Here is a 25,603-nt window from a genome sequence, read left to right as displayed (position 1 = left end):
GCCCGATCAGGCCTCGACGGGCACTTCCTCGGGGCGCGTGACGGGCTGAAGGTCGCCTGCGTAGATTGCGGCCGGTGCGGAGAAACCGAGCGTGACCACTCGCAGCTCCTTCATGCGCTCGATCCGCGTGAGCTTGCCGTCCGCGATCCGTCCCGCCGGAACCTTCGCGGGGATGCTGCCGTAGACCATGTCGGCCCGCTCGCCGCGCAGGAGAAGCGGCTGCTCGGCGGGCATGATCTGCGGCGCCTCCGGCCGGTTGTGCGCCATGGTGCTCGCACCCACGCGCACCATGTCGATGTCGGACAGGACCTCGCGGCGCACCCGTGCGAGCCTGACGGCGCCGGAGCGTGCGATCAGCCGGTCGCCTTCCTGCAGGTCTCCGGCCGGTATCGTGCCCTTCAGCGTGTGAACCGGAGTTTCGGCGGCGAGCCTTACGAGATGCAGAAGCTCGGTTCCGGTCGAAGGGGTGGCACTCATCTCTCGCCCTTTCCTGCGCTTCGGTGGCACGTCCCGAAACAACACCGGGCATGGTGCGATTCTAAGGCGAAGAGGGGACAGTTTGGGGCGAATGCGGGGCAGCCCTGCCTTTCCTCCGCTCGCTTTTCCTCTCGCATCGGGGCGGGCCCTTTGCTAGAAGGGCGCGGATTTTCGGGGCGCACCGCGGTGCGGCCCCGAAGGCGGGTGTGGCGGAACTGGTAGACGCAGCAGGTTTAGGTCCTGTCGCCGCAAGGCGTGGGGGTTCGAGTCCCTTCACCCGCACCAGAGGAACAAGAAGGACGGAGAGACATGCAGGTCACCGAGACCCAGAAGGAAGGTCTGAAGCGCGCGTACACCATCACGGTGACCGCTGCCGAACTGGACGCCAAGGTCCAGGAAAAGCTCGTCGAGGCGCAGCCCGACATCGAGATGAAGGGCTTCCGCAAGGGCAAGGTGCCGCTCGCCATGCTGAAGAAGCAGTTCGGCGCGCGTCTGCTCGGCGATGCGATGCAGGATGCCATCGACGGCGCCATGCGCGACCATCTCGAGACCTCGGGCGAGCGTCCGGCGATGCAGCCGGAAGTCCGCATGCTCGACGGCGAGACCTGGAAGGAAGGCACCGACGTCGTCGTCGAGATGAAATACGAGGCCCTTCCCGAGATCCCCGAGGTCGAGACCTCGAAAGTCACGGTCGAGCGTCTCGTGGTCAAGGCCGACGATGCCGCCATCGAGGAGGCGCTGAAGAACCTCGCCGAGTCGGCGCAGAACTTCGAGGACCGCCGCAAGGGCTCGAAGGCCAAGGACGGCGACCAGATCGTCATCGACTTCAAGGGCTCGGTCGATGGCGAACTGTTCGAGGGCGGCTCTGCCGAGGATTATCCCCTCGTGCTGGGCTCGGGCTCGTTCATCCCGGGCTTCGAGGAGCAACTCGTCGGCGCGAAGGTCGATGACGAGGTGACGGTCAAGGTCAGCTTCCCGGCGGAATACGGCGCGAAGCACCTCGCCGGCAAGGAAGCCGAGTTCGCCTGCACGGTCAAGGCGGTCAAGGCGCCGAAGCCGGCCGAGGTCGACGACGAGCTGGCAAAGAAATACGGCGCCGAAGATCTCGCGGCTCTCAAGACCCAGATCTCCGAGCGGCTCGAGGCCGAATACAAGGGCGCCTCGCGCGCGGTGCTGAAGCGGGCGCTGCTCGACCAGCTCGACAAGATGGTGAGCTTCGAGCTGCCCTCCAAGCTCGTGGAAGCCGAGGCGCATCAGATCGCGCACCAGCTCTGGCACGAGGAGCACCCGGAAGAGCACGGCCACAACCACGGCAGCATCGAGCCCACTGACGAGCACAAGGCTCTGGCCGAGCGCCGTGTGCGCCTCGGGCTGCTGCTGGCCGAGATCGGCCGCAAGGCCGAGGTGACGGTGACCGATGCCGAGATGACCCAGGCGGTCCTCGCCCAGGCCCGCCAGTATCCGGGCCAGGAGCGCGCCTATTTCGAGTTCGTGCAGAAGAACCCGCAGGTTCAGCAGCAGCTGCGCGCGCCGATCTTCGAGGACAAGGTCGTGGACCTGATCCTCGAGGGCGCGACGGTGACCGAGAAGGAAGTCGGCAAGGACGACCTGCAGAAGGCCATCGAGGCTCTCGACGAGATGTGATCCGCCGCCACGGCGACATCGGGGCCGCTCCTTCTGGGGCGGCCTTTTTCGTTGCGCAAGCAGACAATCCTGAACGGGAAGGGGGAGAGGTTCCGCTCGTTCGAGGGCCGCGGGCCCTTCCCGAGACTTGGGGACGACGGAAGCCACAGTTCCCGGGAACCTCCTTTGCCCGAAATGCCGATCCTGAACGGCGGGACGAGGCCGACGCTCTGCCCGCATCCGGGGGATGAGGCCGCCTTGCCTCTTGCCGGTGGCAGGGAAGGGTCGCCGTCTGCCGCACCGGCCGGGCGGGAGGCGGCGAGGTGGTTCGGACAGACCGCGGCACATGAAAAAGCCGCGCCAGGAGGCGCGGCTTTCGGTCGGTCCTGTCGAACCGATTATTCGTCCTGCGAGGCGGCGCCGATCTCGTCGAAGAGTTCGGCGATCTCGAAATCGGCCGCGGCTTCCGCTTCGGCCGCGAGCTCCTGGATCGACTTGCCCGAAGCCTGCAGTTCGGCTTCCTCGGCAGACCGGGCCACGTTCAGCGTGATCTTGACCACGACTTCCGGGTGCAGCGTCACGGTGACGGTATGCAGGCCCAGGTCCTTGATCGGACGGTCGAGCACGATCTGCCCGCGGCCGACGGTGAAGCCGGCCTCGGTGGCGGCCTCGGCAGCGTCCCGCGTGGTGACCGAGCCGTAGAGCGCGCCGGCGTCGGAAGCCGAGCGGATCACGACGAAGCTCTGGCCGTCGAGTTTCTCGGCGACGGCAGCGGCTTCCTGCTTCGTCTCGAGGTTCTGCGCCTCGAGCTGGGCCTTGCGGGCCTCGAACGACTTGATGTTCGCCTCGTTCGCGCGCAGCGCCTTGCCCTGCGGCAGCAGGTAGTTGCGGGCGTAACCGTCCTTGACGCTCACGACCTCGCCCATCTGGCCGAGCTTGGCCACACGCTGGAGAAGGATGACTTGCATGGGATCAGCTCCTCACTTCACGGCGTAGGGGAGCAGGGCGAGGAAGCGGGCGCGCTTGATGGCGGCCGCGAGTTCACGCTGCTTCTTGGCCGAGACGGCGGTGATGCGCGAGGGCACGATCTTGCCGCGCTCGGAGATGTAGCGCTGGAGCAGACGGGTGTCCTTGTAGTCGATCGCCGGGGCGTTGTCGCCCGAGAAGGGGCAGACCTTGCGGCGGCGGAAGAAGGGTTTGTTGGCCATGGGAATGTCTCCTCTGCTCGATCAGCGACGGAAGCCGCCGCGGTCACCGCGATCGCCGCGGTCGCCACGATCGGGACGGTCGCCACGGTCGCCGCGCTCACGCTCGTCGCGCTTCTGCATCTGGATCGAGGGGCCTTCGGCGTGCTTGTCGACCTTGATGGTCAGCACGCGCATCACGTCGTCATGAAGACGCATCAGGCGTTCCATTTCCTGAACGGCAGCCGAGGGGGCATCCGACTTCAGGAAGGCATAGTGGCCCTTGCGGTTCTTGTTGATCTTGTAGGCCATCGTCTTGACGCCCCAGTACTCGCGCTCGACGACCTTGCCGCCGTTGTCCGCGAGGACCGTGGAGAAATGTTCGATGAGGCCTTCGGCCTGCGCGTTGGATAGGTCCTGACGCGCGATGAAGACATGCTCGTAGAGAGACATGCAAGCTCCGATCTGTCGGGCGCATTTCATAGGTCGGGCCATTCCTTCCGCGGCCCGTCCACGAGAGTCTGCGCCGGTTCGCATGAGTGCGGAAGGATGCGGCCTTATAGCGGTCTGGACGCCGGACGCAAGCGCGAAGGCGGCGCGGGGGCTCTTGACGGCCCCCGCGCGAGCCACTACACGAAACGCGCTCCGGCGGGTTGGCGGAGAGGTTACGCAGCGGATTGCAAATCCGTGAAGACCGGTTCGATTCCGGTACCCGCCTCCAGAGCATCCCCCGGATGTGCCTTCTGCTCTTGGGCCTGCTGAGTGTCAGCGTGGCGCCTTCGCAGCCGGGATGCCTCCGCTTGGTCTCGCTCGTCGCCCCCAGACTGATTCACCCGCCGTTCGGGGACCCGGGCCTCCTGCCCGAGCTCCGGTTCCGGCCGCGCTCGATCCTGCCCGAACTGAAAGATCTCGCACCTCTCGCTCTGCGCGAGATGCGCAAGATCAGGCATGTCTTCGTCTCGCATCTCCACATGGACCACTTCGTCGGCTTCGACCGGCTGCTGAGGCTCTTGCTCAACCGGGATGCGCACTTGCAGGTCTCCGGTCCTCCGGTCCTCCGGTCCTGCTGGCCGCGGCCGCGGCGACGCTGGCAGGCTATGTCTGAAACCTTCGCAACGGGACCTCGCCGGATTTCGTGATCGAGGCGGCCGAAGGAACCGGAAACGTGTCCATCTGCCGCGCACGCTTCGTCGCGCGCCGCCGGTTCCGGCGCGAGATGCTGACGGACGGGCCGCCCGGTCGCTTCCTCGAGGAGGCGGAGTGCCACGTGGAGGCGCTGGCCGTCGCCCCCGGCATTCCCCTCCCGATACACCGGGCGCGGATCCTATCCGGACGCCGAGTTCCGCGCCGCCATGGCCGAGGCGGGTGCTGTGCTGCCAGGACGGCGGCCGCGGCTGACGTCGATCACTGCATCCGAAGGGGGCGGAATGACAAGGGGCACCGTGCAGGTGCCCCTCTGGTCATCTGGAGCGGGCGATGAGATTCGAACTCACGACCCTTACCTTGGCAAGGTAATGCTCTACCCCTGAGCTACGCCCGCACTCCGTGGCCGCGTATTAGCGGAGGCGCCGGGCGGCTGCAAGAGGCTATTTCGCACTCACAGCGCGCCGTGCGCCCGGACTGCAGGAGCCGCCTGCGGTGCGGGCGCAGCCGGCTTTGCCGCGGCCTTCGCGGCGCTTTCCGCCTTCCAGCGATCCGCAAGCCAGGCCACCAGGAACTGGATGGAGAGGCCCACCGACAGAAGGAACGTGTCGAGGATGAACCGGTCGCCCGCCACGTCCTTCACGCCCTGCATCACGAAGCACAGGATCGTACCCGTCGCGAAGACCTGCAGCGCGTGCCGGCCGAGCAGCGCGAAGGGCTCGGCCCAGGAAGAGGCGGAGAGCCTCCGCACGGACGCGAGCGTGCTGAGCAGGTAAGCCAGTGCCAGCACATGCAGCAGCCGCGGCACGGTAGCGAAGGTCTTGTCGAAGGCGGTGATGTAGAAGGGCAGGCCGAGGTCCCGGTTCAGCACGCGCATGAAGTGGTTCATTGTGTCGTAGATGAAGGGCACCTTCAGCCAGAGCAGCGCGAGGATGAGATAGCCCGCCGCCAGTGCCTGCAGCCACGGCAGGATCGGCACGAACCGCCGCCCCTTCTTCAGAGCCACCCCAGTCAGAAGGCCGAACACGAAGATGATCTGCCAGGCCAGCGGGTTGAAGAACCAGCCGCCGGGGTTTGGGTAGTTCGGCAGGTTCAGACGGAACTGCCCCGTCAGCGCCCAGAACAGGATCGAACCGGCGAGCAGCAACCGGGGCCAGCGCAGCGCCGCGATGATGAGGAGCGGCGTGACGAGCAGGAGCGTGGCGTAGAGCGGCAGGATGTTGGTGTAGCCGAGCTGATGCGTCAGCGCGGGCACGCCGATCAGGAAGCCGAGCGGCTTCTGGAAAAGCACCCAGACCTGGTTCTCGTGCAGAAGCTGCGTAGAGGCGAACTTCAACGCGTAGATCGCCGAGATCGCAATGGCCCAGATCGTCGTGAGAAGATGCACGAGATAGAGCGTCCAGGCCCGCCGCCACACCTTTCGGGCGGCCGCCCAGCTCGGCTCCCAGAAACCCTTGGAATAGGCGAGGCCGGCGGCGATGCCGGACATCAGCACGAAGCCCTCGGCCGCGTCCGAAAAGCCGAAGTTGCGGCTTGTGAAGTTCTCCCAGATCGTGCCCGGCACATGGTTGATGAAGATCATCACCAGCGCGAGGCCGCGGAACATGTCGAGACGCTTGTCGCGCCCGGCGCCGTGCGGCGATTGCTCACGCATGGCTCACCGCCATGGCCGGCACGGCCTCCGGCGCCGGATTGCGTTCCCAGTCCGCGAGGATGGCCTGATGTGCGAGCAGCACGGGTGTAGGCGCGATCTCGAGCGGCATCGTGAACAGAGCCGATCGGCTGCGCTTTGACGTGACCGCGATCACGAGGGGAGAAAAGATCATGGGAAGTGCCACGGGAAGCAGCCAGGGCACGAGGCCCGGCGCAAAATAATAGGTGGCGCCGATGCCCAGGAGACCCCAGGTCACGATCCAGTGGCTGGCCATCCACGCCTGCCCGATGGACAGGCTGCCGTCGCCGCGGTTGTTGGTCGGCCAGCCCCCGTCTCGCCCGAGCAGCACCTGAAGCACCGAGCGGGTCTGGAAGGCCATGAGGATCGGTGCGATGATGCTCGAGAAGACGAGCTCGGCGAGGGTTGAGACCAATACCCGGAACGCGCCGCCGAAGCCCGCCGCCCGACCGGTAAGGATCGCATCGATGGCGATCATCAGCTTGGGCAGCAGCAGGAGGCCGAAGATGCCGACGGCCAGGCCGATCGCCTTCCATGTCTCGTCGGACGGGAAGACCGGGAACGGCCAGTAGGGCACCGGGAAATAGTCGAGCGGCGGGGCGAAGAAGGGCGCCGCGATCGAGGCCCCGATGAAGCCCAGCCAGAAGAGCGGCGCGATATAGGCCATGATCCCCTGCAGGAACACGAAGCGGTTCCAGGCCCGCAGCCCCGGCGCGAACAGGATGCGGCCGTGCTGGAGGTTGCCCTGACACCAGCGACGGTCGCGCTTCGCGTGGTCCACGAGGTTCTCCGGACCCTCCTCGTACGAGCCCTTGATGTCGTCGTCGAAGCGGACGAGCCAGCCGGCGCGGGCCAGCAGCGCGGCCTCGACGTAGTCGTGGCTCATCACCGGGCCGCCGAAGGGCGGCGGGCCGGACAGTTCGGGCAGGCCGCAGCTCTCTGCGAAGGCCTGCACGCGCACGATGGCGTTGTGGCCCCAGAAGGGGCCGGTGCTGCCCTGCATCATGGCGAGACCGCGGGCGAAGACGGGTGCATGAAGGGCGGCCGAGAACTGCATCGACCGGCCGAAGCGCGCGCGCGCCTTCGTGACGACCGGCAGCGTCTGCAGCAGGCCGAGCTTCGGCTCCGCCTCCATGCGGCGCACCATGTCGACGAGCGTCTCGCCTTCCATCAGGCTGTCCGCGTCGAGGATGACGGCGAATTCGTAAGCCGAGCCGGACTTCTGGATGAAATCCTCGATGTTGCCGGCCTTGCGGCCTCGGTTCACGGCGCGGCGGCGGTAGAAGATGCGGCCTTCGCCATCCCGTTCCCGCAGCAGGCGCAGGAACCAGAACCGCTCGCGCGCGGCGACGCCTTCGTCACGCGTGTCGGAGAGGATCGCGAAGTCGAACTTGCGCTGCCACGGGGTGGCCGCAAGCGACGCATCCATGGCGGCGATCCGCGAGAAGGTCGAGACGGGATCCTCGTTGTAGACGGGGACGAGGATGACGGTCCGCGCCGAAATCGGCGCATCGGCCCGGACGCCCGGCGGGCGGCGCGGACGCGTGAAGAGGCCGAGCACGGCATGCGCCGCACCCCAGCCCAGCCAGGAGGTCGAGACGAGGATCAGCACGCTGCGCGTGATGTCCATCGAGTCCAGACCGTCCGTCGAGCCGAACTGCAGAAAAAGAAAGAAGGCCCCGGCCGCCGCGATGAGGCTGATAGCCGCTGCGACGAGACGCGAGGCCAGCGTGACGGCGCGCAGGCGCCGTTCCGGAGGCATGGCTCAGTGCCCCGGCCTCGGGGCACGGACCCCGAACAGCCGCAGCATCGACAGAAGGCCGGTGGCGTTCGGCTCGAGCTGTTGCTTGGGCATGGGGCAGGGCGCGGCCGGAGGCGCGCCGAGCTGGTCTACGAGAGCCGCGATATCTTCGACCGAGTTGGCCTCGAGGGCCTCGGCACGCAAAAGGTCGGCAGTGTTAAGCATCAGGCTTTGATCCACTGATAGAGCCATGTTTCTGAGAGCTTGCGTCCATAACCGGCGATATGTGCCGCCAGTTCCACCGTGGCTCCTTCCGCCGCGGCTACGTCGAGGACGAGACGCCATATGTCCATCCCGTCGAGTCGTTCAAGGGTCTGCGTCACGATTTGTCCGTGCTGCACCGAAGAGATCGCCTCGATTTCGGCGTCGCCCGGCAATCCACCCAGCAGGCCACCCTTGAAATCAATGACGAACTTGCGGGTTTCCCCGGCATTTTCGACCCCCGACACACCGCCGTGTCCGGCGCGTGTCTCCCATATGTGGGCCACGTCCGAGGGGTTTTCGACCGGCAGGGTTCCCCACCGCAGACGATAGGCATATTCGCGCGCATCGCCGGCGGAGATCTGCCCTTCAGGTACCCAGAAGGCCACGATGTTGTCGTTCGTCTCGTAGCGCGTCGGGATCTCGACCAGGCGCACCACGCCCTTTCCCCAGTCGCCGATCGGCTCGACTTCGACCGAGGGCCGAAGCTCGTAATGGGCTTCGGCATCCTGATAGTCCTCGAAGGACCGCTTCCGCTGGTGCAGCCCGAAGGACTGCAGGTTCTCCTCGCCGAAGTAGCTACTCGCGAGGCGGGGCGGGTTGTTCAGCGGCCGCCAGAGGATGTCGCCGTCGTGACGGCGGATGGCCAACCCGTCGCTGTCGTGCACGTTCGGCCGGAAATCGTCGTAGGAGGCGCGGTTCTTCTCGCTGAACAGGAACATCGAGGTGAGGGGCGCCACGCCGAGCTGCGTCACCGCATTGCGGAAGAAGAGCCTCGCCGTCACCTCGATCTCGGTCTCGATGCCGGGCGTGATGACGAAGCGGTAGGCGCCGGTCACGCTCGGGCTTTCCATGGCGGCGAACAGTTCGGCCGACAGCCCGCCGGCCCGTGGACGCTCGAGATAGAAGCGCGAGAACCGCGGGAATTCCTCGGGCGAGGAGGTAGCGGTGTTCACCGCCAGCCCGCGTGCCGAGATGCCGTAGCCATTGCCGCGACCAAGCGCGCGGAAATAACTGGCGCCGAGGAAGGCCACCAGCTCGTCATAGACATCGGGTCTGTTCAGCGGAAAGTTCATCCGGAAGCCGGCGACGCCGGGCAGGTCCACATGCGCAGCCACCCGGGTGGCCAGATCGTTGCGGTACTCGAAGTCGTCGGTCGAGAACTTCATCTCGTGGACGAAGCCGTCGGTGACGTCATAAAGCCGGACGGGCGCGCCGAAGAGCCAGCCGAGGTGGAAGGCCTGGATGCGGAACATGCTGTCCGTATCAGCCCATCGCGACCGATCGGTCCGGAAGTTGATCGAGCGGTAATCGTCGTACTGAAGTTCGCCGAGAAAGCCGGTCAGGTTCTCGGGTTCCGCATGGGGCTGCGTGGCCGCGACCCGCATCTCCTCGGTCAGCCAGTCGAAGCTGAACTGCTGCGGCGCAGCGTCCGGAACGGAAGCCGGGGGCTCCTCGGCCGGGGCGTCCTGGGCCCGCAGGGGAAGCGCGATCAGCCCCGTCGCGGCAAGCGCGATCGACGAGCTTGCCGTCGAAAGCAGCAGGCGGCGGTTCAGTCTGGCAGAGGGGGCGGCTTGTGCGGTCATATCCGAAAGACGAAGTCCGGTTTTCAATGGCTTGCAGGGTGCAATTGCGAGATTCGCACCGCTCAGCAATATGGTTGTAGCGTGGTGACTTGCAAGATCGGCCGATGCCGCAGTGCACATGTGAGCGCGGATTCGCCGAAGATGTGTGCAATACATCGCATGTTCCCGCGCCATCGCGCAGCGCGGTCCGGCGTGCGCCTCGCATCGGGCATCAGCATGCGGATGCTGCGCTGCAGACAGGCAGAGAAAGAACGCTCCGATGCTCGGCAAAGGGACCCCTCCAGCGAGGTGAGTCGCCTGCGCGTCGCCCGTACCCTGACGACGCGGTGGGCCGCGTGCGTCGTTCCGCATGGGACGAGATGTCGCTGGCTACGCCTTTCGAATGTCGGGGGCCGACGCAGGACTGTGGAAGGTGGGTAACGCCAATGGGCGGCTGACGCGCCGCTGCCATGGACGGAGACACGCGCGCGTCCATCCCGCTGCTTCAGAAGCCTGCGAACCGCCGCAGCTGCGTCAGTCGCGCTTCTCGGGGTAGGGACGGCGCAGATACACGAGGCGATCGGCGGTGGATGCACCCTGTTGCGCTTCGGGCTGCAAGGAAGGTGCGATCTGCTCGGCAGCTTGCGTGAGCGCATGCTCGACTTCGGCAAGACCGTGACGCTCGGCGTAGCCGATGAGCGAGATCAGATGAGGCACCAGCCAGGAATGCTCGCCCTTCGTCTCGCGCGCGGCGCGGCGGGAAGCGAGATCCGTGATATTGGCCCTCTCGGGCTCGCGCTGCGCCATCCTTGTCCTCCGGTGTCGGCGGGCGGCCCGGGCGGGCCGCCTGTCCGAATTGCCTGCAAGGGTCGTTCCCCGCAACCGCACTCGCGCCGGTTGCGGCGGAAATTCGCCGGTTCTCAGGCCATTACAGTCTGAGGTTGCATCACGTCGTGATAGATCCCGGCAAAGTCGCGGATGCTCTTCACCCGGGCTTCCGAACAGTCCATCAGCGCAGCAAGCGCCGTGACCTTGCCCATCGGCTTCGGGGTGCCAAGGTAGCCATGCGGTGCGTTGCCCGAGCGCTTCAGCACGCGGTCCATCACCGGATCGATGACCGCCACGGCGTCGGACACGCCGGCCGACATGGCGAATTCGAAGGCGCCGATCATCACCTCACTCGTGACATAGGCGATCGAGTTGCGCGCCCGGCCCGAGACGAGGCGTTCGGTGTCGACGCAGAAGCGGGTCGCTTCCCAGCAGGTGGCGCTGCGCAGCGGCGGTTCGCCGTCGAGGATGGAGCTGAACACGTCGGACAGCATGTGCGGGCCGGTCGTCTGCAGCAGGCGCATGCAGCCGACCACGCGGCCCTCGTCGTCCACGCTGATGACATGCGCGGGGTCGAGTTCGTCGAAACGGTCGCGTTCCATCCCCTGCGACACCTGGACATCCCAGCCGAGCCGATCGGCAAAAACGCGCTTACGCAACCTGAACATGTCTTTTACGAGGTCGGTGTGCTCGTGTAGGTTGAGAGAGTCGATAACGAAGATCATTTTTCAGCCCTTAGGGTTGCGTAACATATGGCTATAGTTGCGCATCACGACCCGTTTCGGCTATCAGGGGAATCCCGTAGCCGACGGTAGGGCTTTGTCAATTTCTGATTGTATTCTGCTCCGGTTGGAGCAATTTTCTTAGAGGTTGATCGGACGCCGTGGGGGATCCGAATCTACCTCGGATAGACGAGGCCCAGCCCGATCGCCCGCCCGACCGCCTGTACCGTCGACAGGGTGCCGAGCTTCTCGCGCGCCGAGCGGAGATGGACCTCGACGGTGCGGTGCGAGATGTTCAGGATGTCGCCGATGTCCATCTGGGACTTTCCGGCGGCCACCCACTGCAGCACCTCGATCTCGCGCGTCGAGAGGCGAGGCTGGCGCAGGGCTCGCGAGATCACGTCCGAGCGCATCACCGCGTCGTGCAGGTGCACCGCCGCGAACTGCAGGTCGCCGATGACGGCGCGCTTCAGGCGGTCCCATTCGGGACGCGCGCACTTGCGGGTGACAGAGAGCAGCCCGCGGTCGCCGTAGGGACCCCGGACGGGAACGGTCAGCCCTTGGGGAGCGATCCCGAAGTCCTCGGCGGCGAAGAAGACGGCCCGGAACCGCTCGTCCCGCTCGAAGCGGGACCAGTCCACCGGGGCGATGCTCTGCGCCGACTTGTGGATGGTCGGGTCCACGCGGTGCAGATTGCGCCGCATGTAGTGCATCTTCCAGCTGTCGGGATAGTTCGCATAGCCTTGGACGGCGCCCGTCATGGGACTCGTTGTCGCATAGGACGCGAAGTCGAACCCGAGCTTCGCGCAAAGCTGGTCCAGATACTCCAGAAAGTTCGCGTCGTCGCTCGTGACCGTGCTAAGGTCGATGATATCCATGCGGCGGCTCCCCCGGCCATCATCGCAGCTGTCATGATCGTGTAACACGTTCCCGGAGGCTTTGGGAGACGCGCATTACCTAGCGTCATGAAACTTTCGACAAGTTTGTGACTCAGAGAATTCCGCGACTCGCGGCCACCGAGGCCGCCTGCGCGGCGGTCTTTGCGTTCATCCGCTGCGCGGCTCCCTTGAGTCGCGCCTTCACCGCGCTTTCCGAGATTCCGAGCGCGTAGGCCATCTGCTTGTAGCGCATTCCGGTGGAGAGCATGCGCAGCACCTCCACCTGGCTTTCGGTCAGGGACTGCGGCTCGTTCACATGGAGCGTCGTCAGGAGTTCGCGAAGGTCGGCGATCTCGGCATCGGTGAACTCGCGGTCGCCGCGGGCGAAGAGGCCAAAGCTCTTCTTCGGAACCGGGCCGCGCCCGGCCAGACATATTGTGGCGCCGAACCGCATTCCATACTGCCGGTAGCGGGCCATGACGCCCAGATTGTCCGGAAGGTCGATCGCGCTCCAGCGGAGGGCGCCGTGGTTCGTGAAGGTCCAGCGCATGAGCGGATCCTGAAGGGCCAGGCCGCGTGCGGTGTAAAGTTCGACGAACTGGTCGGGGAAGGTGTTCGTCTCGTCCTCGGGAGAGTAGAATCCCAGTCGGAGGGCTACATAGAATCCCGCCTGTGCGATCTGCAGGAACGCTTCCTTCATGTCCGACAGATGCATAAGCTTGTGCTGTTCCATTGTAATCCGAGAGACCGTAAAGTAGCAGTCCTAGGGCATGATGCCGTGCCTCTTTCTGATACACAACCTGTGGGCCGATACAAAGCATGGTGAACGTTCGTGGCGTGCGCGATCTTCTTTCGGCGGTGGCCGCTTACTCCGACTGGCATTTCGCCATCGGGGTGAGGATCCGATTCGCCAACCCCATGCTGCTCTACCAGACCTACCCCAGCGACTGGGTTAACCTCTACGCCGAGAAGGCGCTGATCTTCGTCGACCCGACGGTGCGTTGGGGGCTGGAGCATCCCGGGATCTGCCGGTGGAGCGATCTTCAGGATACCGACGAGGCCGGCGTGATGGAGAAGGCTGCGGAATACGGCCTGCGCTACGGAATCGTTGTGTCGGTAGGTGAGGCCTCGGCCCGGACGCTCGGATTCTTCTGCCGCGACGACCGCGAACTGAACGACGAGGAGGCGCAGTTCGCCTTGGCGCATGTGCAGAGCCTGCACGACATGACCGAGGGTCTGGCCAAGGCATCCGAGCCGCAACTGGCCGAACTTCGCAACCTTGGTGCGGTGCTGCCCCGGTAGCGCAATCCGCGGCGCACCTTCCGAAGCCGCACTTTCGCATTCTCTAAAGTGCCGGGCAGGGGCCCGCCGTGACGGCGGGCACCGCTATGTGCGACATCTTGCCCCTCACTACTAACTGACCGGTTAGTTAGTAGTGAGGGATGGCCGGAAACCCGCGACATCCACCTGCACCCTCCGCTCCCCGGTTCCGACGCCGAGCCGAGGCGCGCCCGGACGAGGTTCTCGACGCGGCGCTCGATCTCTTTACCCGTCAGGGATATGCCGGCACGACGGTGGAACAGATCGCGCGCCACGCGGGATTGTCCAAGGCGGCCGTCTACCTCTACTTCCCGTCGAAGCAGGCCCTGCTCACCGGCCTCGTGCGCAGAGCCATCGTGCCCGTTGCCGACGAGGCGCTGTCCTGGATCTCGGCCTACCGCGGCGATCCGCGCCCGCTGATCCGGCGGCTGGCGTCGCTGCTGTCCGGGAAGCTCGCCGATCCGAAGGTCTTTGCCGTGCCGAGTCTCGTCCTGCGCGAGGCGGCGGCGACGCCCGAGATCGCCGCGATGTATCGCGCCGAGGTGCTCGACCGGATGCTGCCCGCGCTGGCCGGCCTGATCGCGCAGGGGATCGACGCGGGCCACCTCCGCCCTGTCGATCCCGAACTGGCCGTGCGCAGCCTCGTCGGGCCGATCTTCATCCACCTTCTGCTCTTCAACGTCTTCGGGATCGGTGATCCGGATCTCGAACCGCTGCTCGACACCCATCTTGCCCTGCTCTTTGCCGGGCTGGAACCGGAGCGTCCGTCATGACCCTTTCCGAAACCATCCTCGGCCTTTTCGCGGCAGTCTTCGGCGGAAGCGAGCCTGCGGGCTGGAACGGCTATGCCGAGGCCGACACGATCATCGTGGCGCCCGTGGACGGCGGCCGGATCCTCTCGATCGCGGCCGACGAAGGCGAACGGGTTACGGCGGGCCAGCCGCTCGTCGTGCTCGAGAGCGACGGGCAGCGGGCCGCGCTGGCCGCAGCCCGGGCCGCTGTCGCGATGGCCGAGGCCAATCTAGACAACCTTCGCACCGGACTGCGCGCCGAGGAGATCGCGGTCACCGAGGCCTCGCTGCACCGGGCCGAGGCGGATCTCGACCTCGCGCAGGTGACGCTCGAGCGTTCGGCGCTGCTGCTCGCGCAGGGAAGGGTGCCGCAGGCGACGGTGGATCAGGATCAGGCGACACTGAAATCGGCCGAGGCGCAGGTCGAGCAGCTGCGCGCCGAACTGGCAGTGGCTCGGCTTCCCGCGCGCGAAGCCGAGCGCGTGGCGGCCGAGGCGGCGCTGCGTCAGGCCGAGGCCGAAGGCGACCGGGCGCGGGTCGCGCTCGAGGACCGGACCCTCGAGGCGCCGATCGCGGGTCTTGTGCAGGTGCGCTACCACGACCCGGGCGAGGTGGCGTCGGCAGGAGCGCCGATCCTGTCGCTCTACGACCCGGAGCGGCTCCACGCGATCTTCTTCCTGCCCGAGGCCGACCGGATCCGCATCGCACCCGGCGCGCGTCTTTCGGTGACCTGCACCGGCTGCCCCGAGACGCTGACCGCCACCGTCACGACCCTCGCCACGGATCCGCAATACACGCCGCCCATCCTCTACAGCCGCGACGAGCGCGCGCGCCTCGTCTTCCGTGCCGAGGCCGAGATCGCCGCCGGCTCCGGCATCCTGCCCGGCCAGCCGCTGACCGTGGTCCCTCTGCGATGACAGCGCCCGCCATCTCGGTCCGTGGCCTCACCAAGGTCTTCAACGGCCGCAAGGTGGTGGACGGATTCGACATGGATGTGCCGAAGGGTGCGATCTACGGCTTCCTCGGCCCCAACGGATCGGGCAAGACCACCACCATCCGCATGATGTGCGGCCTGCTGACCCCCGAGGCGGGCGAGGGCACCTGCCTCGGATACGACATCCGCCGCGAAAGCCAGCGCATCAAGGAGAACGTGGGCTACATGACCCAGCGCTTCTCGCTCTACGAGGATCTCACCATCCGCGAGAATCTCGACTTCATCGCCCGCATGTACCGCCTCTCGGACCGCAGCGGCCGGGTGACGCGGGCGCTTGCGGATCTCGGGCTCTCCGACCGGGCGGGGCAGCTTGCGGGCACGCTCTCGGGCGGCTGGAAACAGCGTCTCGCGCTTGCCGCCTGCATGATCCACGAGCCGCGCCTCCTGCTGCTCGACGAGCCGACGGCGGGTGTCGACCCGAAGGCCCGGCGCGACTTCTGGGACGAGATCCGCAGGCTCTCGGCCGAGGGCGTGACGGTGCTCGTCTCGACCCACTACATGGACGAGGCGGTACAGTGCGACTTCATCGCCTACATCGCCTATGGCCGGAAGCTGATCGACGCGCCCGCGACCGAGATCCCCGAGCGGCTCGGCCTCGTGACCTGGCGGGTCGAGGGGCCGGACATCGCCGCGCTCGAGGAGGAACTCCGCCGCCTGCCCGAGGTGCAGCAGGTCGCGCGCTTCGGCTCGGTCCTCCATGTCTCCGGCACGGATGCCGGGGCGCTCGACGCGCTGGCGCGGCGCTTTTCGGCGCGCGGCACGCATCTGTGGCAGAAGCAGCAGGGCGGGCTCGAGGAGGCATTCATCTGGCTCATGGCATCGGCCCGGGACAACTTCGCGGGGGCCGCACCATGAGAAACGCGGCAAAGGCGGGCAGGACATGAGCTTCTCGATCTCGCGCTTCCTAGCCGTGCTCCGCAAGGAGTTCATCCAGATGCGGCGCGACCGCATCACCTTCGGCATGATGATCGGCGTTCCGATCATGCAACTCCTCCTCTTCGGCTTCGCGATCAACTCCGACCCCCGCCACCTGCCCACGCTGGTCGAGATGGCCGACAGCGGCCCCGTCACCCGCGCCGTGCTCGTCGCGATGGAAAGCTCGGACTATTTCGACTTCCGCGGGACGGTCACCAGCCGCGAGGAGGGGGACAGGGCGCTCCGCGACGGGCGCGCGAATTTCGTCGTCTTGATCCCGCCCGGCTTCGAGCGCGACGTGGTGCGCGGCCTCTCGCCCGAGATCCTGCTTGCAGCCGATGCGTCGGACCCGACTGCGACAGGCGGGGCGGTGGCCGCGCTCGGCGGCATCATTGAGGCGGCGGTGAGCCAGAGCCTGACAGGCGCTCTCGCCCCCGGCGCGCCGCGGGCGGAGCCCTTCACCATCGCCGTGCACCGCCAGTTCAACCCGGAAGCACGCACCGCCACCAACATCGTGCCGGGGCTTCTCGGCATCATCCTGTCGATGACCATGGTGATGATCACCGCCGTGGCCATCGTGCGCGAGAGCGAGAAGGGGACGATGGAGACGCTGCTCGCCACCCCCGTCCGCCCGCTCGAGGTCATGCTGGGCAAGATCGCGCCCTACATCCTCGTGGGCTACGTCCAGACCGCGGTCTTCCTCGCCGCGGCACGGGTGCTCTTCGAGGTGCCCTTCCTCGGCTCGCCGCTCGCCTTCTTCGTGGGCTTCAACCTCTATGTCGTGGTCAACCTCGCGCTCGGCTTCCTCGTCTCGACCGTGGCGCGGAACCAGATGCAGGCGATGCAGATCTCGTTCTTCACCATCCTGCCCTCGGTGCTGCTCTCGGGGTTCATGTTTCCCTTTGCGGGCATGCCGGGCTGGGCGCAGGCTATCGGCTCGGTCATTCCCGCCACGCATTTCCTGCGCCTGACGCGCAAGGTCCTGCTGAAGGGCGCGGGCCTGTTCGACATCCTGCCGGACATGGGAGCGCTTCTCGTGATCATGCTGGTGATCGTCACGGTTGCGCTGCGCCGCTACCGGCAGACCCTGGACTGAGGCGGCGCGGCGAGCGCGGCATCTGCCGCCAATTCAGCTCCGCTCGCCGCACCTGGCGGGAACCCGTCCCGTGGCGGCAGACTTTATCCGGCATGAGAAGATGGACACGTCTGGCCGAGCCGGGGCGGCTCCTGCGCTTCGGCGCCTGGATCGAGCGGCGCACGGTGGCCGTGCTCCTCGTCATTTCCGCCCTCGGCTGGGCCTTTGCGGAACTGGCCGAGGAGATCATCGAGGGCGACGCCCATGCCTTCGACGAGGCGCTGCTCCTGCTCATGCGCAGCCCGGCCGACCATGCGGATCCGATCGGGCCGCCCTGGTTCGAGGAACTTGCCCGCGACGTGACAGCCCTTGGCGGCGTCGGCATCCTCGCCTTCTTCACCCTTGCCGTAGCAGTGTTCCTGAGCCTGAGCGGACGCTGGCGGACCATGTGGTTCGTGCTGATCGCGACGGGCAGCGGGCAGGCGCTGAGCTTCACCGCCAAGCGCCTCTTCGACCGGCCGCGCCCCGACCTGGTCCCGCACGAGACCTTCACCTACACCGCCAGCTTTCCCTCGGGCCATGCGATGATGGCGGCGGTCACCTACCTCACGCTGGCGGCGCTGCTGGCACGGACGCAGCCGCTCTTTCGGGTGAAGGCCTACATCCTGGGGCTTGCGGTGCTCGTGACGGTGATGATCGGCCTCAGCCGCGTCTATCTGGGCGTCCACTGGCCGACCGATGTGCTGGCTGGCTGGACTGCGGGGGCCGCCTGGGCGCTCGGCTGCCTGCTCGTGGCCCGCTGGCTGCGTCAGCGGCAGATGATCGAGCCGGCCGCGAACGCTCACGCGGCACCGCGGCCGGACCCGGCCAAGCGCGCTGGCGGAGCGCACGGCAGGACACCGAGGGAGTCGTCGCGCCGAAGGCATCCGTGAGGGTCGTGCCTCGTCTGCCCGGCCGAAGTTCGTCCGCAGGGAACGAGATCGCGCTTTGCACGTTCGCCCTCACGGAGCCGTGATCGCGCCCATCAAGGACGCGTGGCGGGACGGCACCAGGAAGAGGCCAGAGGAGCGGAATGCGTCAGCGACACCAGGTCGGCCTCGGCCTTCTGATCCTGTCGGTGCTCGCCGGCTGCGACGGGCCCCAGTCGGTCTTCTCGGCCGGCGGCGCTGACGCCATCCAGCTCAACCACCTGTTCACCGTCATGCTCGCCGGCGCCGTCGTCCTGTGGGTCAGCCTCAACGGTCTCTTTCTCTACGTCACCCGGCGCCGCCCCGAGCGCATGTCGCGCAAGCTGGCGGAGGGCGTGATCATCGGGGGCGGCATCGTCCTGCCGATGGTCGTCCTGACCTCGCTCCTCGCCTGGGGGCTCTCGATCATGCCCGAGCAACGCGCGCAGGGGCAGGGACTGACGGTGCGCATCACCGGCGAGGAATGGTGGTGGCGGGTCGAGTACTTTCCTCCGGGCTCGGAAACGCCCATCGTCGCGGCGAACGAACTGCGCCTGCCCGCCGACGCGCGGACCGAGATCGAGCTGAGGGCCGGGCGGGTCATCCATTCCTTCTGGGTGCCGGGGCTGGGCGGCAAGACCGACATGATTCCCGGCCGCGTGACGCGCATGTCGCTCGAACCGCTGACGCCCGGCATCTACCGCGGGCAATGCGCCGAATTCTGCGGGGCCTCGCATGCGCTGATGGCCCTCAACGCGGTCGTGCTGGAAAGGGGCGGCTTCGAGCAGTGGCTCAGGGCCGAGGCGGCGCCTGCAAACGCGCCGGAAGGCGCGGGCCGCACCATCTTCTTCCGCGAGGGCTGCGGCGCCTGCCACGCGCTGCGCGGCACACCAGCTGCCAGCGCCGTCGGGCCCGACCTCACCCATTTCGGCAGCCGGACCAGTCTCGCGGCCGGCATCCTGCCGATGGAGCGCGAGGCCCTCGTGTCCTGGATTGCCAATCCCGGCGCGCACAAGCCCGGCGCCCGGATGCCTGCCTACGACCATCTGTCGAGGACCGACCTCGAGACGCTCGCCGCCTGGCTGGAGGAACTCGAATGACGACGCCCCGCGACACCGACGCGCCCGTGCCCGACGGGCCGTTCCCGCCGACCGAGGCGATGCTGTCCGAGCCGGTGCCGCCCGAGCTTGCCCAGGCGCAGGCCGACCGGCTGCGGAAGGTCTGGGCCACGCCGAAGGGCTGGCGCTACATCTCGGCGGTGAACAACACAGAGGTGGGCGTGTGGTATGCGCTGACGGCGCTCGCCTTCATGCTCTGCGCCGGCGTGCTCGCGCTTCTGATGCGGGTGCAGCTCGCCGTGCCCGACAATGACTTCCTCTCGGCAGACCGGTTCAACCAGTTCTTCACCATGCACGGCTCGGCGATGATGTTCCTCTTCGCCGTGCCGATGTTCGAGGCGATCTCGATCATCCTGCTGCCCGCGCTGCTCGGCGCGCGGGACCTGCCGTTCCCGCGCCTCTCGGCCTACGGCTACTGGTGCTTCCTGATCGGAGGCGTCTTCGTGCTGGGCTCGATCCTCTTCGACAGCGCCCCGCGGTCGGGCTGGTTCATGTATCCGCCGCTGGCCACGCAGGACGAGGGGCTCGGTTCCGACATCTGGCTTCTCGGCCTGTCGTTCATCGAGGTGGCCTCGATCGCGGCTGCGGTCGAACTGATCGTGGGCGTCCTCAAGTGCCGCCCGCCGGGGATGCGGGTGAACCTGATGCCGCTCTACGCCTGGTATGTGCTGGTGGTGGGCGGGATGATCCTCTTCGCCTTCCCGCCGCTCATCGCGGGCGACCTTCTGTTCGAGATGGAGCGCGGCTTCGACTGGCCCTTCTTCGATCCCGAGCGCGGCGGCGATCCGCTTCTCTGGCAGCACCTGTTCTGGATCTTCGGCCACCCCGAGGTCTACATCATCTTCCTGCCCTCGATCGCGCTTGCCGCCATGATCGTGCCGACGGCCGCGCGCCAGCCCATCGTGGGTTACTCCTGGATCGTGCTCTCGGCGGTGGGGACGGGCTTCCTGAGCTTCGGCCTCTGGGTGCATCACATGTTCACCACCGGGCTGCCCGCACTCTCGCTCGGCTTCTTCTCGGCCGCCTCCGAGGCCGTGGTGATCCCGACCGGCATCCAGCTCTTCGCCTTCGTGGCGACGCTGATGGTGGGTCGGGTGACGATGATCCTGCCGATGCTCTGGATCGCGGGCGGCCTCGCCGTATTCACCGCGGGCGGGCTTACCGGTGTCATGGTGGCCGTCGCGCCCTTCGACTGGCAGGTGCACGACACCTACTTCATCGTGGCCCACTTGCATTACACGCTCTTCGGCGGCATGGTCTTCCCGATCATCGCCGGGGTCTACTACTTCTACCCGGTCATTGCGAAGAAGGCCCTCTCGGAGCGGCTCGGCCGCTGGTCCTTCTGGCTGCTCTTCACCGGGTTCAACGTCACCTTCCTGCCGATGCACCTGACCGGGCTGAAGGGGATGCCCCGGCGCGTCTTCACCTATCCCGGCCACGTCGGCTGGGACTGGCTGAACCTGATCTCGACCTTGGGCGCCTTCGTCATGGCCGCGGGCTTCCTCGTCTTCGTCTGGGATCTGCTGCGCCCCAAGCGCGCGAAGCTGACCGAGCGCAATCCCTGGCAGGCGGGCACCATCGAGTGGAGCCACGATCTCGAGGGCGAGGCCTGGGGCGTGCGCTCGATCCCCTTCATCGACACGCGCTATCCGCTCTGGCAGCAGGAAAAGGTGGTGGAGCGGATGGACGCCGGCCGCTTCTACCTGCCGGACTCGGAGTACATGAAGCGCGAGACCCTCGTCACCTCGGTGATCGACGGGCGACCGCTGCAGCTTCTGCGGATCGGCGGGCCGACGTGGAAGACGATCTGGGCCGCGATCTTCACCGGCGGCGCCTTCATCTTCCCGACCTTTTCCTGGTATCTTCCCGCCATCCTCTGCGCGATCCTCGCCACTGGCGTTGTCCTCTGGTGGCTCTGGACCGGCACGGCCGAGATCCCCGAGAAGGAGACGGCCGACGTTGGCCTGGGCCTTCGCCTGCCGATCTACGTCTCGGGTCCGGCGGCGGTCGGCTGGTGGGCGGTCTGGATTACCATGCTCGGCGATGCGACGGCCTTTGCGAGCCTCGTCTTCGGCGTATTCTTCTACTGGACCGCAGGCACCGATTACCCGCCCGCCGGAGCCTCCCATGCCGACTGGCGGCTGGCGCTGACGGCGCTTGCTCTCGGCGCCGCCGCCTGGGCCCTGACGCTTGCCGCACGCGAGGCGAACCGCAGGCGCCGTGTCGGCACGGCGCGGCTCTGCCTGTCGGTGGCGCCGCTCTGCACCATCGGCACGGGCGCCGCACTGATCGCCTCGCCCTGGGTGGCGGGGCTGGAGCCGACCTCGCACGTCTATCCGGCCAGCATGTGGGTTCTCGTCGTGTGGACGACGGCGCATCTGATCGTGGGCCTGCTCTTTCAGCTCTATGGCCTCGCGGGGAGCGTCTACGGGCGCATCACCCCCAGACATGACGCGCCGCTGTGGAACTCGGCCCTGTTCTGGCACTTCCTTGGTCTGACGGTGCTGGTCACCGTCGCCATGATCGCGGGTGCGCCGCGGGTTCTCGGATGAAGGGAGGGCGGATGAACGACGAACCGAACATCTCGCAGGAACAGGAATTCTCCGAGGAGAGCGCGAGCCTCTGGAAGATCACCTTCGCGCCGACGATCTGGGCCGCCCACTTCGTGGCCTGCTACGGCGCGACAGCCGTCTTCTGCGCCAAGGTCGCCTCGGCCGAGGGTCAGGTGGATCTGCTGCGCTGGGCCATCGCCGGCGTGACGGTTCTGGCTCTCGCGGGCATCGTCCTCGTCGGCGTGAGCGCCTGGAGACAGTGGGATTTCCTCGACGACTACGATTATGGCCACGCGGGCGGCAACAGCGAGGACCGGCACGAGTTCCTCGGCCATGCGGCATTCCTGCTCGCCATCGTGTCCTTCGTCGGCACGGTCTACACGGCCCTTCCTGCGATCTTCACGGGGACATGCCGATGAGGGCCGCAGAAGGGGAGGGTCGCGCATGAGAGCCACCATGTTGCTGGGCGGGCTGGCCGCCGCGGGTGCCCTGGCCGGGGCCTCCGTCATCTTCCTCGGCCTCTACGATACCTCGGCTCGGCACGGTCACTGGCCCATCGTCAGCTGGGCGCTGCACACGACCTTCCGCAATTCCGTGGAACTGCGCGCTCCGCCCGAGGGGGAGGTGCCCGAGCTCACCGACGGAATGGCCCGGCTCGGTGCCCGGCACTACGACTCGGCCTGCCGCATGTGCCACGGCGCACCCGGCGTCCTGCAGAGCGCGACGGTCCGGGCGATGCTGCCCGCCCCACCGCCGATCGCGCAGGCGGTCGGCGACTGGAAGCCGAACGAACTCGGATGGATCGTCCGCGAGGGGGTCAAGATGTCCGGCATGCCAGGCTGGCCCTCGGTGCGCAACGATGAGGTCTGGCCCGTGGTGGCCTTCCTCACCCGCGTGCAGACGATGACGCCCGAGCAATATTCCGCGCTCACGGGGTCCGCCGCCGCGGACGGACCGCCGGGCTTCGGATACTGCGCGGGCTGTCATGGCACCGACGGCGTATCCGGCAACGAGCGCATTCCGCGGCTCGACATACAGACGCCGGAGTATCTCGAGATGGCGTTGCAGACCTATCGCGCCGGCCGTCGTCAAAGCGGCTACATGGCACACGCGGCAAGTGCCGTCCCCGGCGAGACGCTCCGGGCACTTGCCCAGCGTTTCGCTGCCGGGGCCGCCGGATCCGGTGGCGCGAGCGATGTGCGCCCGGCAGCGGGCGAGGCCGCCGGGCTCGATGCCGCAGCGGCGGGCGGTGCCGCACCACTCACCTCGCAGGCGGCTGGCGCGAGCCATGGGAGTGATGAGCAGAAGGCCGTGCCTGCGGAAGACGCGATGGAAGGCGGCGGGGGCAGCCCGGCGGCGAACGACGCGCAGTCCACGGTGGCGGCTGGCGTGGCAGGCGCTTCGGAGGGTGCCATGACGCGCGATCAGGCCGAAGCGGATGATGCCGGAATGACCGGTCCGACGCCGGGCAGTCCGACGGCGGACGCCGGATCGGGTCCGGAGACCGGTCCAACCCTGATGTCCGACGCCGAAGGGGCTATGCAGGGGGCCGCACGGGCCGCCGCGCCTCCGCTCGACCCGGTCGAGCAGGGACGCGCGCTCGCCTTCGCCTTGACGGGTCGTCGCGACGTGCCCGCCTGTCAGTCCTGCCACGGCCCCGAAGCAGAGAAGCGACGTGCCGATACACCGTCGCTCTCGGGCCAGTATCGGCCCTATCTCGAGGTTCAGCTCAGGCTCTGGCGCGACGGCACGCGCGGCGGCGGGCCGCGGGCGGAGCTGATGACGGAAGCTGCCCGGCGGCTGAGCGACGACGAGATTGTCGCGCTGGCCGCCTACTACGCCTCGCTCCCGGCCGCTGCGCCCTAGGGACTAGCTGCGCCGCCCGGTCTCGAGATGCTGGCGCAGCAGGGCCATGTTGCGCAGGTTCGACTTGAAGGCCACGTCAAAGATCGTGCCCAGAACGGGGATGCTGCCGCCCACGAAATCCAGCCCGGAGTTCGCAGCCATCCTGAGGATCACCGCCGTCGGCACGCCCAGCTTGTGCGCCCGCCAGATGAGCCATGCGCCGGGCAGGAGCGTGGCCGCATCGCCCACGCCGGGGATGAGGCTTGCGATCCCGTCCCAGCCGAAGCGGATCCCGAGGACGCGGAAGCGCGCATCAAGGAGTTTCGACAGACGGTCGAGCCGCCGGATTTCGGCATGGATTTCCTCAGGGGTCATGTCGCTCCTCTCGGACGTGCCCGACCGCCCAACGCGCGCCAGAACCGCGAGACGCGCTCGGGGTCCAGAAGCTCGTTGTCGGCGATCACGTTCTCTCCGACCGCGCCCAGGTCGGGTCTCTCGAACGGGCGCAGCGACCGTCCCGGACCCCGCAGCGACTCGATGGCCGCAATCAGCGACCCCTTCGCCCGCAGCACGGCCTGGAAGGTCTCGCGCGGTACGCCCAGATGCTCGGCGATCAGGTCGTCGCGCAGGCCCGTGATGCGGTCCTGCAGGCCGGTCTCTGCGGCCTGCGCCTCGATCGACAGATCGCATTCGGTGTCGAAGCCCATCGAGCGGTTGTTGAGGTTCGACGAGCCGACCTTCAGCAGATGCTCGTCCATGACCAGGACCTTCGCATGGACGTAGATCGGCTGCCCCTGCATCGTGACCGGGTGGTAGATGCGGAAGCGGTCGTAGCGGTCCGCCTCCTCGATCATCCCGAGCAGCTTCGCGCGCGAGGCGCCCATCACCGTCTCCTCGAGCCAGCCATTGGCGGTCAGGGGATTGACGATGACGAATTCGGGTCCGTCCTCTTCCTGAAGCCGCGCCGCGATGGCATCGGTGATGCGCCGGGACGCGAAATACTGGCTCTCGATGTAGATGCTGCGCTCGGCGCGGCCGATGATCTCGAGGTAGAGCTTCTCGATCTCGTGCACGCCCGCTCGTTCGCCATATTCGGGCAGTGTGCGCGAGATGGCGACCTCCGCGCACTCCACCAGCGGCTCCAGCCCGTCGAGCCAGCGCGTCTCGCAGTCGGGCGGTGGCTCCAGCCGCTCGCCCGTTGCGTGCTCCCACCGGTTCCGCGTCAGCTCGCCCAGCGCCCGCGCCGCGGGGCCGTTCACTGCCGTGGTAACGTCGTGCCACGGCCCGTATGGTCGACGCGTTGTCGGGCGGCGGCGGCGCGGATCGTCGTCGAGATGTTCGCGCGTGTCCCAGCGGTCGGCCGTCATGTCGATCCCGCCGCAAAAGGCCAGGACGTCGTCGATCACCACGATCTTCTGATGGTGGACAGAGGCGAGCGGATGAGCTCCGTCGAGCCGGAAGTGCATCCGCTTGTCGCTGAACCAGTCGAGCACGAAGAGGGGTGTGGATCCGCGGCCAAGGGCCTTCATCGTGCCGAGATCCCATTTCAGCACGCGGATCTCGAGTTCCGGGCGGTGCCGGACGACCCAGTTGAGGAAGCGGCCGAGGCGATCCGGCGCCTTCCCGCGCGGCGCACGCGGATCGAGACGGATCCTCGCATCAAAGTCCCAGGCGACCATGATGACCGAGTGCTTCGCCTCGAGGATCGCCTGCTTGACCCGGGCGAAATAGTCGGCCGCATCGATGATGACGGCGAGCCGGTCGGCGCGCTCGATCCGCCAGCAAGTCTCGCCGCTTCTGAGGATGGGTCGGTGTGGGCTCATGCTCCGGGCTCTCCTGACACTCCCGTTCCAATGAACGCCGCCGGGGGATGGTTCCGGATGCAGCGGCTGCGACAGCCGGTGCCGCGGGATCGAGGAGCGGAGGACGGCCCCCGCACCGCCGGGAGGCGG

Annotated in this window: 25 protein-coding genes and 3 tRNA genes; 13 read left to right on the top strand and 15 right to left on the bottom strand. The window is 67.3% G+C overall.

What is annotated here, in order from left to right; translation table 11 throughout:
• Positions 1-6 precede the first annotated feature (6 nt).
• Positions 7-477 (bottom strand): Hint domain-containing protein, encoded by a 471-nt coding sequence (locus ACTVZP_RS08250; protein WP_443211665.1) that lies wholly within the window; start codon positions 475-477, stop codon positions 7-9.
• A gap of 200 nt (positions 478-677) precedes the next feature.
• Here ACTVZP_RS08250 and ACTVZP_RS08245 point away from each other — a divergent pair.
• Positions 678-762 (top strand) — tRNA-Leu (locus tag ACTVZP_RS08245).
• A 24-nt stretch (positions 763-786) separates the two neighbouring features.
• The gene (gene tig / locus ACTVZP_RS08240) at positions 787-2,121 is read left to right on the top strand and encodes a trigger factor (RefSeq protein ID WP_443211664.1); all 1,335 of its coding nucleotides are present in this window, start codon (positions 787-789) and stop codon (positions 2,119-2,121) included.
• A 377-nt stretch (positions 2,122-2,498) separates the two neighbouring features.
• Here the strand turns inward: tig and rplI are convergent, their stop codons facing one another.
• Genes rplI through rpsF form a run of 3 tightly spaced genes read right to left on the bottom strand, consistent with a single transcriptional unit; the run spans position 2,499 to position 3,737 of the window.
• Positions 2,499-3,068: a 50S ribosomal protein L9 gene (rplI, locus tag ACTVZP_RS08235; protein WP_443211663.1), complete on the bottom strand. Its 570-nt coding sequence runs from the start codon at positions 3,066-3,068 to the stop codon at positions 2,499-2,501.
• Positions 3,069-3,080: 12 nt separating this feature from the next.
• Positions 3,081-3,308 carry a 30S ribosomal protein S18 gene (gene rpsR, locus ACTVZP_RS08230; RefSeq protein WP_002720283.1) on the bottom strand — a complete coding sequence of 76 codons (228 nt, stop codon included), beginning with the start codon at positions 3,306-3,308 and terminating at the stop codon, positions 3,081-3,083.
• Between the two features lie 21 nt (positions 3,309-3,329).
• The gene (gene rpsF / locus ACTVZP_RS08225) at positions 3,330-3,737 is read right to left on the bottom strand and encodes a 30S ribosomal protein S6 (protein WP_443211662.1); all 408 of its coding nucleotides are present in this window, start codon (positions 3,735-3,737) and stop codon (positions 3,330-3,332) included.
• A gap of 194 nt (positions 3,738-3,931) precedes the next feature.
• Between rpsF and ACTVZP_RS08220 the strand changes: the two genes are divergently transcribed.
• Positions 3,932-4,005, top strand: a tRNA-Cys gene (locus tag ACTVZP_RS08220).
• Between the two features lie 744 nt (positions 4,006-4,749).
• Here the strand turns inward: ACTVZP_RS08220 and ACTVZP_RS08215 are convergent.
• The 9 genes from ACTVZP_RS08215 to ACTVZP_RS08175 all read right to left on the bottom strand — a co-directional run bounded on the left by ACTVZP_RS08215 (position 4,750) and on the right by ACTVZP_RS08175 (position 12,827).
• Positions 4,750-4,824, bottom strand: a tRNA-Gly gene (locus tag ACTVZP_RS08215).
• A 57-nt stretch (positions 4,825-4,881) separates the two neighbouring features.
• On the bottom strand, positions 4,882-6,081 hold the full coding sequence (locus ACTVZP_RS08210; protein ID WP_443211661.1) for an OpgC family protein: 1,200 nt from the start codon (positions 6,079-6,081) through the stop codon (positions 4,882-4,884).
• A complete protein-coding gene (gene mdoH / locus ACTVZP_RS08205) occupies positions 6,074-7,861 on the bottom strand; it encodes a glucans biosynthesis glucosyltransferase MdoH (protein WP_443211660.1) in 1,788 nt (595 codons plus the stop codon). The genes ACTVZP_RS08210 and mdoH overlap by 8 nt, the downstream gene beginning before the upstream one ends.
• A 3-nt stretch (positions 7,862-7,864) precedes the next feature.
• Positions 7,865-8,065: a hypothetical protein gene (locus ACTVZP_RS08200; RefSeq protein ID WP_443211659.1), complete on the bottom strand. Its 201-nt coding sequence runs from the start codon at positions 8,063-8,065 to the stop codon at positions 7,865-7,867.
• Entirely contained in the window at positions 8,065-9,687 is a 1,623-nt protein-coding gene (locus tag ACTVZP_RS08195) for a glucan biosynthesis protein (RefSeq protein ID WP_443211658.1), read from the bottom strand. Before ACTVZP_RS08195 ends, ACTVZP_RS08200 begins: the two co-directional genes overlap by 1 nt.
• Before the next feature lie 513 nt (positions 9,688-10,200).
• Positions 10,201-10,473, bottom strand: coding sequence for a hypothetical protein (locus tag ACTVZP_RS08190; protein ID WP_443211657.1), 273 nt, complete (start codon positions 10,471-10,473; stop codon positions 10,201-10,203).
• Positions 10,474-10,586: 113 nt separating this feature from the next.
• Complete coding sequence (locus ACTVZP_RS08185; RefSeq protein ID WP_443211656.1) at positions 10,587-11,219, bottom strand: acyl-homoserine-lactone synthase; 633 nt, start codon at positions 11,217-11,219, stop codon at positions 10,587-10,589.
• Positions 11,220-11,392: 173 nt separating this feature from the next.
• Positions 11,393-12,094, bottom strand: coding sequence for a LuxR family transcriptional regulator (locus tag ACTVZP_RS08180; protein WP_443211655.1), 702 nt, complete (start codon positions 12,092-12,094; stop codon positions 11,393-11,395).
• A 112-nt stretch (positions 12,095-12,206) separates the two neighbouring features.
• Entirely contained in the window at positions 12,207-12,827 is a 621-nt protein-coding gene (locus tag ACTVZP_RS08175; RefSeq protein WP_443211654.1) for an autoinducer binding domain-containing protein, read from the bottom strand.
• 86 nt (positions 12,828-12,913) lie between these two features.
• Between ACTVZP_RS08175 and ACTVZP_RS08170 the strand changes: the two genes are divergently transcribed.
• From ACTVZP_RS08170 to ACTVZP_RS08125, 10 genes are all read left to right on the top strand, one after another.
• The gene (locus tag ACTVZP_RS08170; RefSeq protein ID WP_443211653.1) at positions 12,914-13,396 is read left to right on the top strand and encodes an autoinducer binding domain-containing protein; all 483 of its coding nucleotides are present in this window, start codon (positions 12,914-12,916) and stop codon (positions 13,394-13,396) included.
• 140 nt (positions 13,397-13,536) lie between these two features.
• Positions 13,537-14,187 (top strand): TetR/AcrR family transcriptional regulator, encoded by a 651-nt coding sequence (locus tag ACTVZP_RS08165; protein WP_443211652.1) that lies wholly within the window; start codon positions 13,537-13,539, stop codon positions 14,185-14,187.
• On the top strand, positions 14,184-15,122 hold the full coding sequence (locus ACTVZP_RS08160) for an HlyD family secretion protein (protein ID WP_443211651.1): 939 nt from the start codon (positions 14,184-14,186) through the stop codon (positions 15,120-15,122). Before ACTVZP_RS08165 ends, ACTVZP_RS08160 begins: the two co-directional genes overlap by 4 nt.
• On the top strand, positions 15,119-16,054 hold the full coding sequence (locus tag ACTVZP_RS08155; RefSeq protein ID WP_443211650.1) for an ATP-binding cassette domain-containing protein: 936 nt from the start codon (positions 15,119-15,121) through the stop codon (positions 16,052-16,054). The genes ACTVZP_RS08160 and ACTVZP_RS08155 overlap by 4 nt, the downstream gene beginning before the upstream one ends.
• A 25-nt stretch (positions 16,055-16,079) precedes the next feature.
• Positions 16,080-17,210 (top strand): ABC transporter permease, encoded by a 1,131-nt coding sequence (locus ACTVZP_RS08150; protein ID WP_443211649.1) that lies wholly within the window; start codon positions 16,080-16,082, stop codon positions 17,208-17,210.
• 92 nt (positions 17,211-17,302) lie between these two features.
• A complete protein-coding gene (locus ACTVZP_RS08145; RefSeq protein ID WP_443211648.1) occupies positions 17,303-18,121 on the top strand; it encodes a phosphatase PAP2 family protein in 819 nt (272 codons plus the stop codon).
• Positions 18,122-18,261: 140 nt separating this feature from the next.
• A complete protein-coding gene (locus ACTVZP_RS08140; RefSeq protein ID WP_443211647.1) occupies positions 18,262-19,236 on the top strand; it encodes a cytochrome c oxidase subunit II in 975 nt (324 codons plus the stop codon).
• Positions 19,233-21,806 carry a cytochrome c oxidase subunit I gene (gene ctaD, locus ACTVZP_RS08135; protein WP_443211646.1) on the top strand — a complete coding sequence of 858 codons (2,574 nt, stop codon included), beginning with the start codon at positions 19,233-19,235 and terminating at the stop codon, positions 21,804-21,806. The genes ACTVZP_RS08140 and ctaD overlap by 4 nt, the downstream gene beginning before the upstream one ends.
• An 11-nt stretch (positions 21,807-21,817) precedes the next feature.
• The gene (locus ACTVZP_RS08130) at positions 21,818-22,225 is read left to right on the top strand and encodes a hypothetical protein (protein WP_443211645.1); all 408 of its coding nucleotides are present in this window, start codon (positions 21,818-21,820) and stop codon (positions 22,223-22,225) included.
• Positions 22,226-22,250: 25 nt separating this feature from the next.
• Positions 22,251-23,672 carry a c-type cytochrome gene (locus ACTVZP_RS08125; protein WP_443211644.1) on the top strand — a complete coding sequence of 474 codons (1,422 nt, stop codon included), beginning with the start codon at positions 22,251-22,253 and terminating at the stop codon, positions 23,670-23,672.
• Positions 23,673-23,675: 3 nt separating this feature from the next.
• Here the strand turns inward: ACTVZP_RS08125 and ACTVZP_RS08120 are convergent, their stop codons facing one another.
• On the bottom strand, positions 23,676-24,026 hold the full coding sequence (locus ACTVZP_RS08120) for a DUF4112 domain-containing protein (protein ID WP_443211643.1): 351 nt from the start codon (positions 24,024-24,026) through the stop codon (positions 23,676-23,678).
• A complete protein-coding gene (locus ACTVZP_RS08115; protein WP_443211642.1) occupies positions 24,023-25,474 on the bottom strand; it encodes a phospholipase D-like domain-containing protein in 1,452 nt (483 codons plus the stop codon). The genes ACTVZP_RS08120 and ACTVZP_RS08115 overlap by 4 nt, the downstream gene beginning before the upstream one ends.
• Positions 25,475-25,603: the final 129 nt, after the last annotated feature.

Source organism: Rhodobacter sp. NSM (assembly GCF_052244495.1).
In the GTDB taxonomy this organism is placed as follows: Bacteria; Pseudomonadota; Alphaproteobacteria; order Rhodobacterales; family Rhodobacteraceae; genus Cereibacter_A.
The sequence above is the reverse complement of the archived record's forward strand: the minus strand, read 5'-3'. Positions and strand labels throughout refer to the sequence as shown.

What these genes read in the sequence shown, in the direction of transcription:
- ACTVZP_RS08250 (WP_443211665.1), bottom strand. Translation starts at nt 477, where the DNA reads ATGAGTGCCACCCCTTCGACCGGAACCGAGCTTCTGCATCTCGTAAGG.
- tig (WP_443211664.1), top strand. Translation starts at nt 787, where the DNA reads ATGCAGGTCACCGAGACCCAGAAGGAAGGTCTGAAGCGCGCGTACACC.
- rplI (WP_443211663.1), bottom strand. Translation starts at nt 3,068, where the DNA reads ATGCAAGTCATCCTTCTCCAGCGTGTGGCCAAGCTCGGCCAGATGGGC.
- rpsR (WP_002720283.1), bottom strand. Translation starts at nt 3,308, where the DNA reads ATGGCCAACAAACCCTTCTTCCGCCGCCGCAAGGTCTGCCCCTTCTCG.
- rpsF (WP_443211662.1), bottom strand. Translation starts at nt 3,737, where the DNA reads ATGTCTCTCTACGAGCATGTCTTCATCGCGCGTCAGGACCTATCCAAC.
- ACTVZP_RS08210 (WP_443211661.1), bottom strand. Translation starts at nt 6,081, where the DNA reads ATGCGTGAGCAATCGCCGCACGGCGCCGGGCGCGACAAGCGTCTCGAC.
- mdoH (WP_443211660.1), bottom strand. Translation starts at nt 7,861, where the DNA reads ATGCCTCCGGAACGGCGCCTGCGCGCCGTCACGCTGGCCTCGCGTCTC.
- ACTVZP_RS08200 (WP_443211659.1), bottom strand. Translation starts at nt 8,065, where the DNA reads ATGCTTAACACTGCCGACCTTTTGCGTGCCGAGGCCCTCGAGGCCAAC.
- ACTVZP_RS08195 (WP_443211658.1), bottom strand. Translation starts at nt 9,687, where the DNA reads ATGACCGCACAAGCCGCCCCCTCTGCCAGACTGAACCGCCGCCTGCTG.
- ACTVZP_RS08190 (WP_443211657.1), bottom strand. Translation starts at nt 10,473, where the DNA reads ATGGCGCAGCGCGAGCCCGAGAGGGCCAATATCACGGATCTCGCTTCC.
- ACTVZP_RS08185 (WP_443211656.1), bottom strand. Translation starts at nt 11,219, where the DNA reads ATGATCTTCGTTATCGACTCTCTCAACCTACACGAGCACACCGACCTC.
- ACTVZP_RS08180 (WP_443211655.1), bottom strand. Translation starts at nt 12,094, where the DNA reads ATGGATATCATCGACCTTAGCACGGTCACGAGCGACGACGCGAACTTT.
- ACTVZP_RS08175 (WP_443211654.1), bottom strand. Translation starts at nt 12,827, where the DNA reads ATGGAACAGCACAAGCTTATGCATCTGTCGGACATGAAGGAAGCGTTC.
- ACTVZP_RS08170 (WP_443211653.1), top strand. Translation starts at nt 12,914, where the DNA reads ATGGTGAACGTTCGTGGCGTGCGCGATCTTCTTTCGGCGGTGGCCGCT.
- ACTVZP_RS08165 (WP_443211652.1), top strand. Translation starts at nt 13,537, where the DNA reads ATGGCCGGAAACCCGCGACATCCACCTGCACCCTCCGCTCCCCGGTTC.
- ACTVZP_RS08160 (WP_443211651.1), top strand. Translation starts at nt 14,184, where the DNA reads ATGACCCTTTCCGAAACCATCCTCGGCCTTTTCGCGGCAGTCTTCGGC.
- ACTVZP_RS08155 (WP_443211650.1), top strand. Translation starts at nt 15,119, where the DNA reads ATGACAGCGCCCGCCATCTCGGTCCGTGGCCTCACCAAGGTCTTCAAC.
- ACTVZP_RS08150 (WP_443211649.1), top strand. Translation starts at nt 16,080, where the DNA reads ATGAGCTTCTCGATCTCGCGCTTCCTAGCCGTGCTCCGCAAGGAGTTC.
- ACTVZP_RS08145 (WP_443211648.1), top strand. Translation starts at nt 17,303, where the DNA reads ATGAGAAGATGGACACGTCTGGCCGAGCCGGGGCGGCTCCTGCGCTTC.
- ACTVZP_RS08140 (WP_443211647.1), top strand. Translation starts at nt 18,262, where the DNA reads ATGCGTCAGCGACACCAGGTCGGCCTCGGCCTTCTGATCCTGTCGGTG.
- ctaD (WP_443211646.1), top strand. Translation starts at nt 19,233, where the DNA reads ATGACGACGCCCCGCGACACCGACGCGCCCGTGCCCGACGGGCCGTTC.
- ACTVZP_RS08130 (WP_443211645.1), top strand. Translation starts at nt 21,818, where the DNA reads ATGAACGACGAACCGAACATCTCGCAGGAACAGGAATTCTCCGAGGAG.
- ACTVZP_RS08125 (WP_443211644.1), top strand. Translation starts at nt 22,251, where the DNA reads ATGAGAGCCACCATGTTGCTGGGCGGGCTGGCCGCCGCGGGTGCCCTG.
- ACTVZP_RS08120 (WP_443211643.1), bottom strand. Translation starts at nt 24,026, where the DNA reads ATGACCCCTGAGGAAATCCATGCCGAAATCCGGCGGCTCGACCGTCTG.
- ACTVZP_RS08115 (WP_443211642.1), bottom strand. Translation starts at nt 25,474, where the DNA reads ATGAGCCCACACCGACCCATCCTCAGAAGCGGCGAGACTTGCTGGCGG.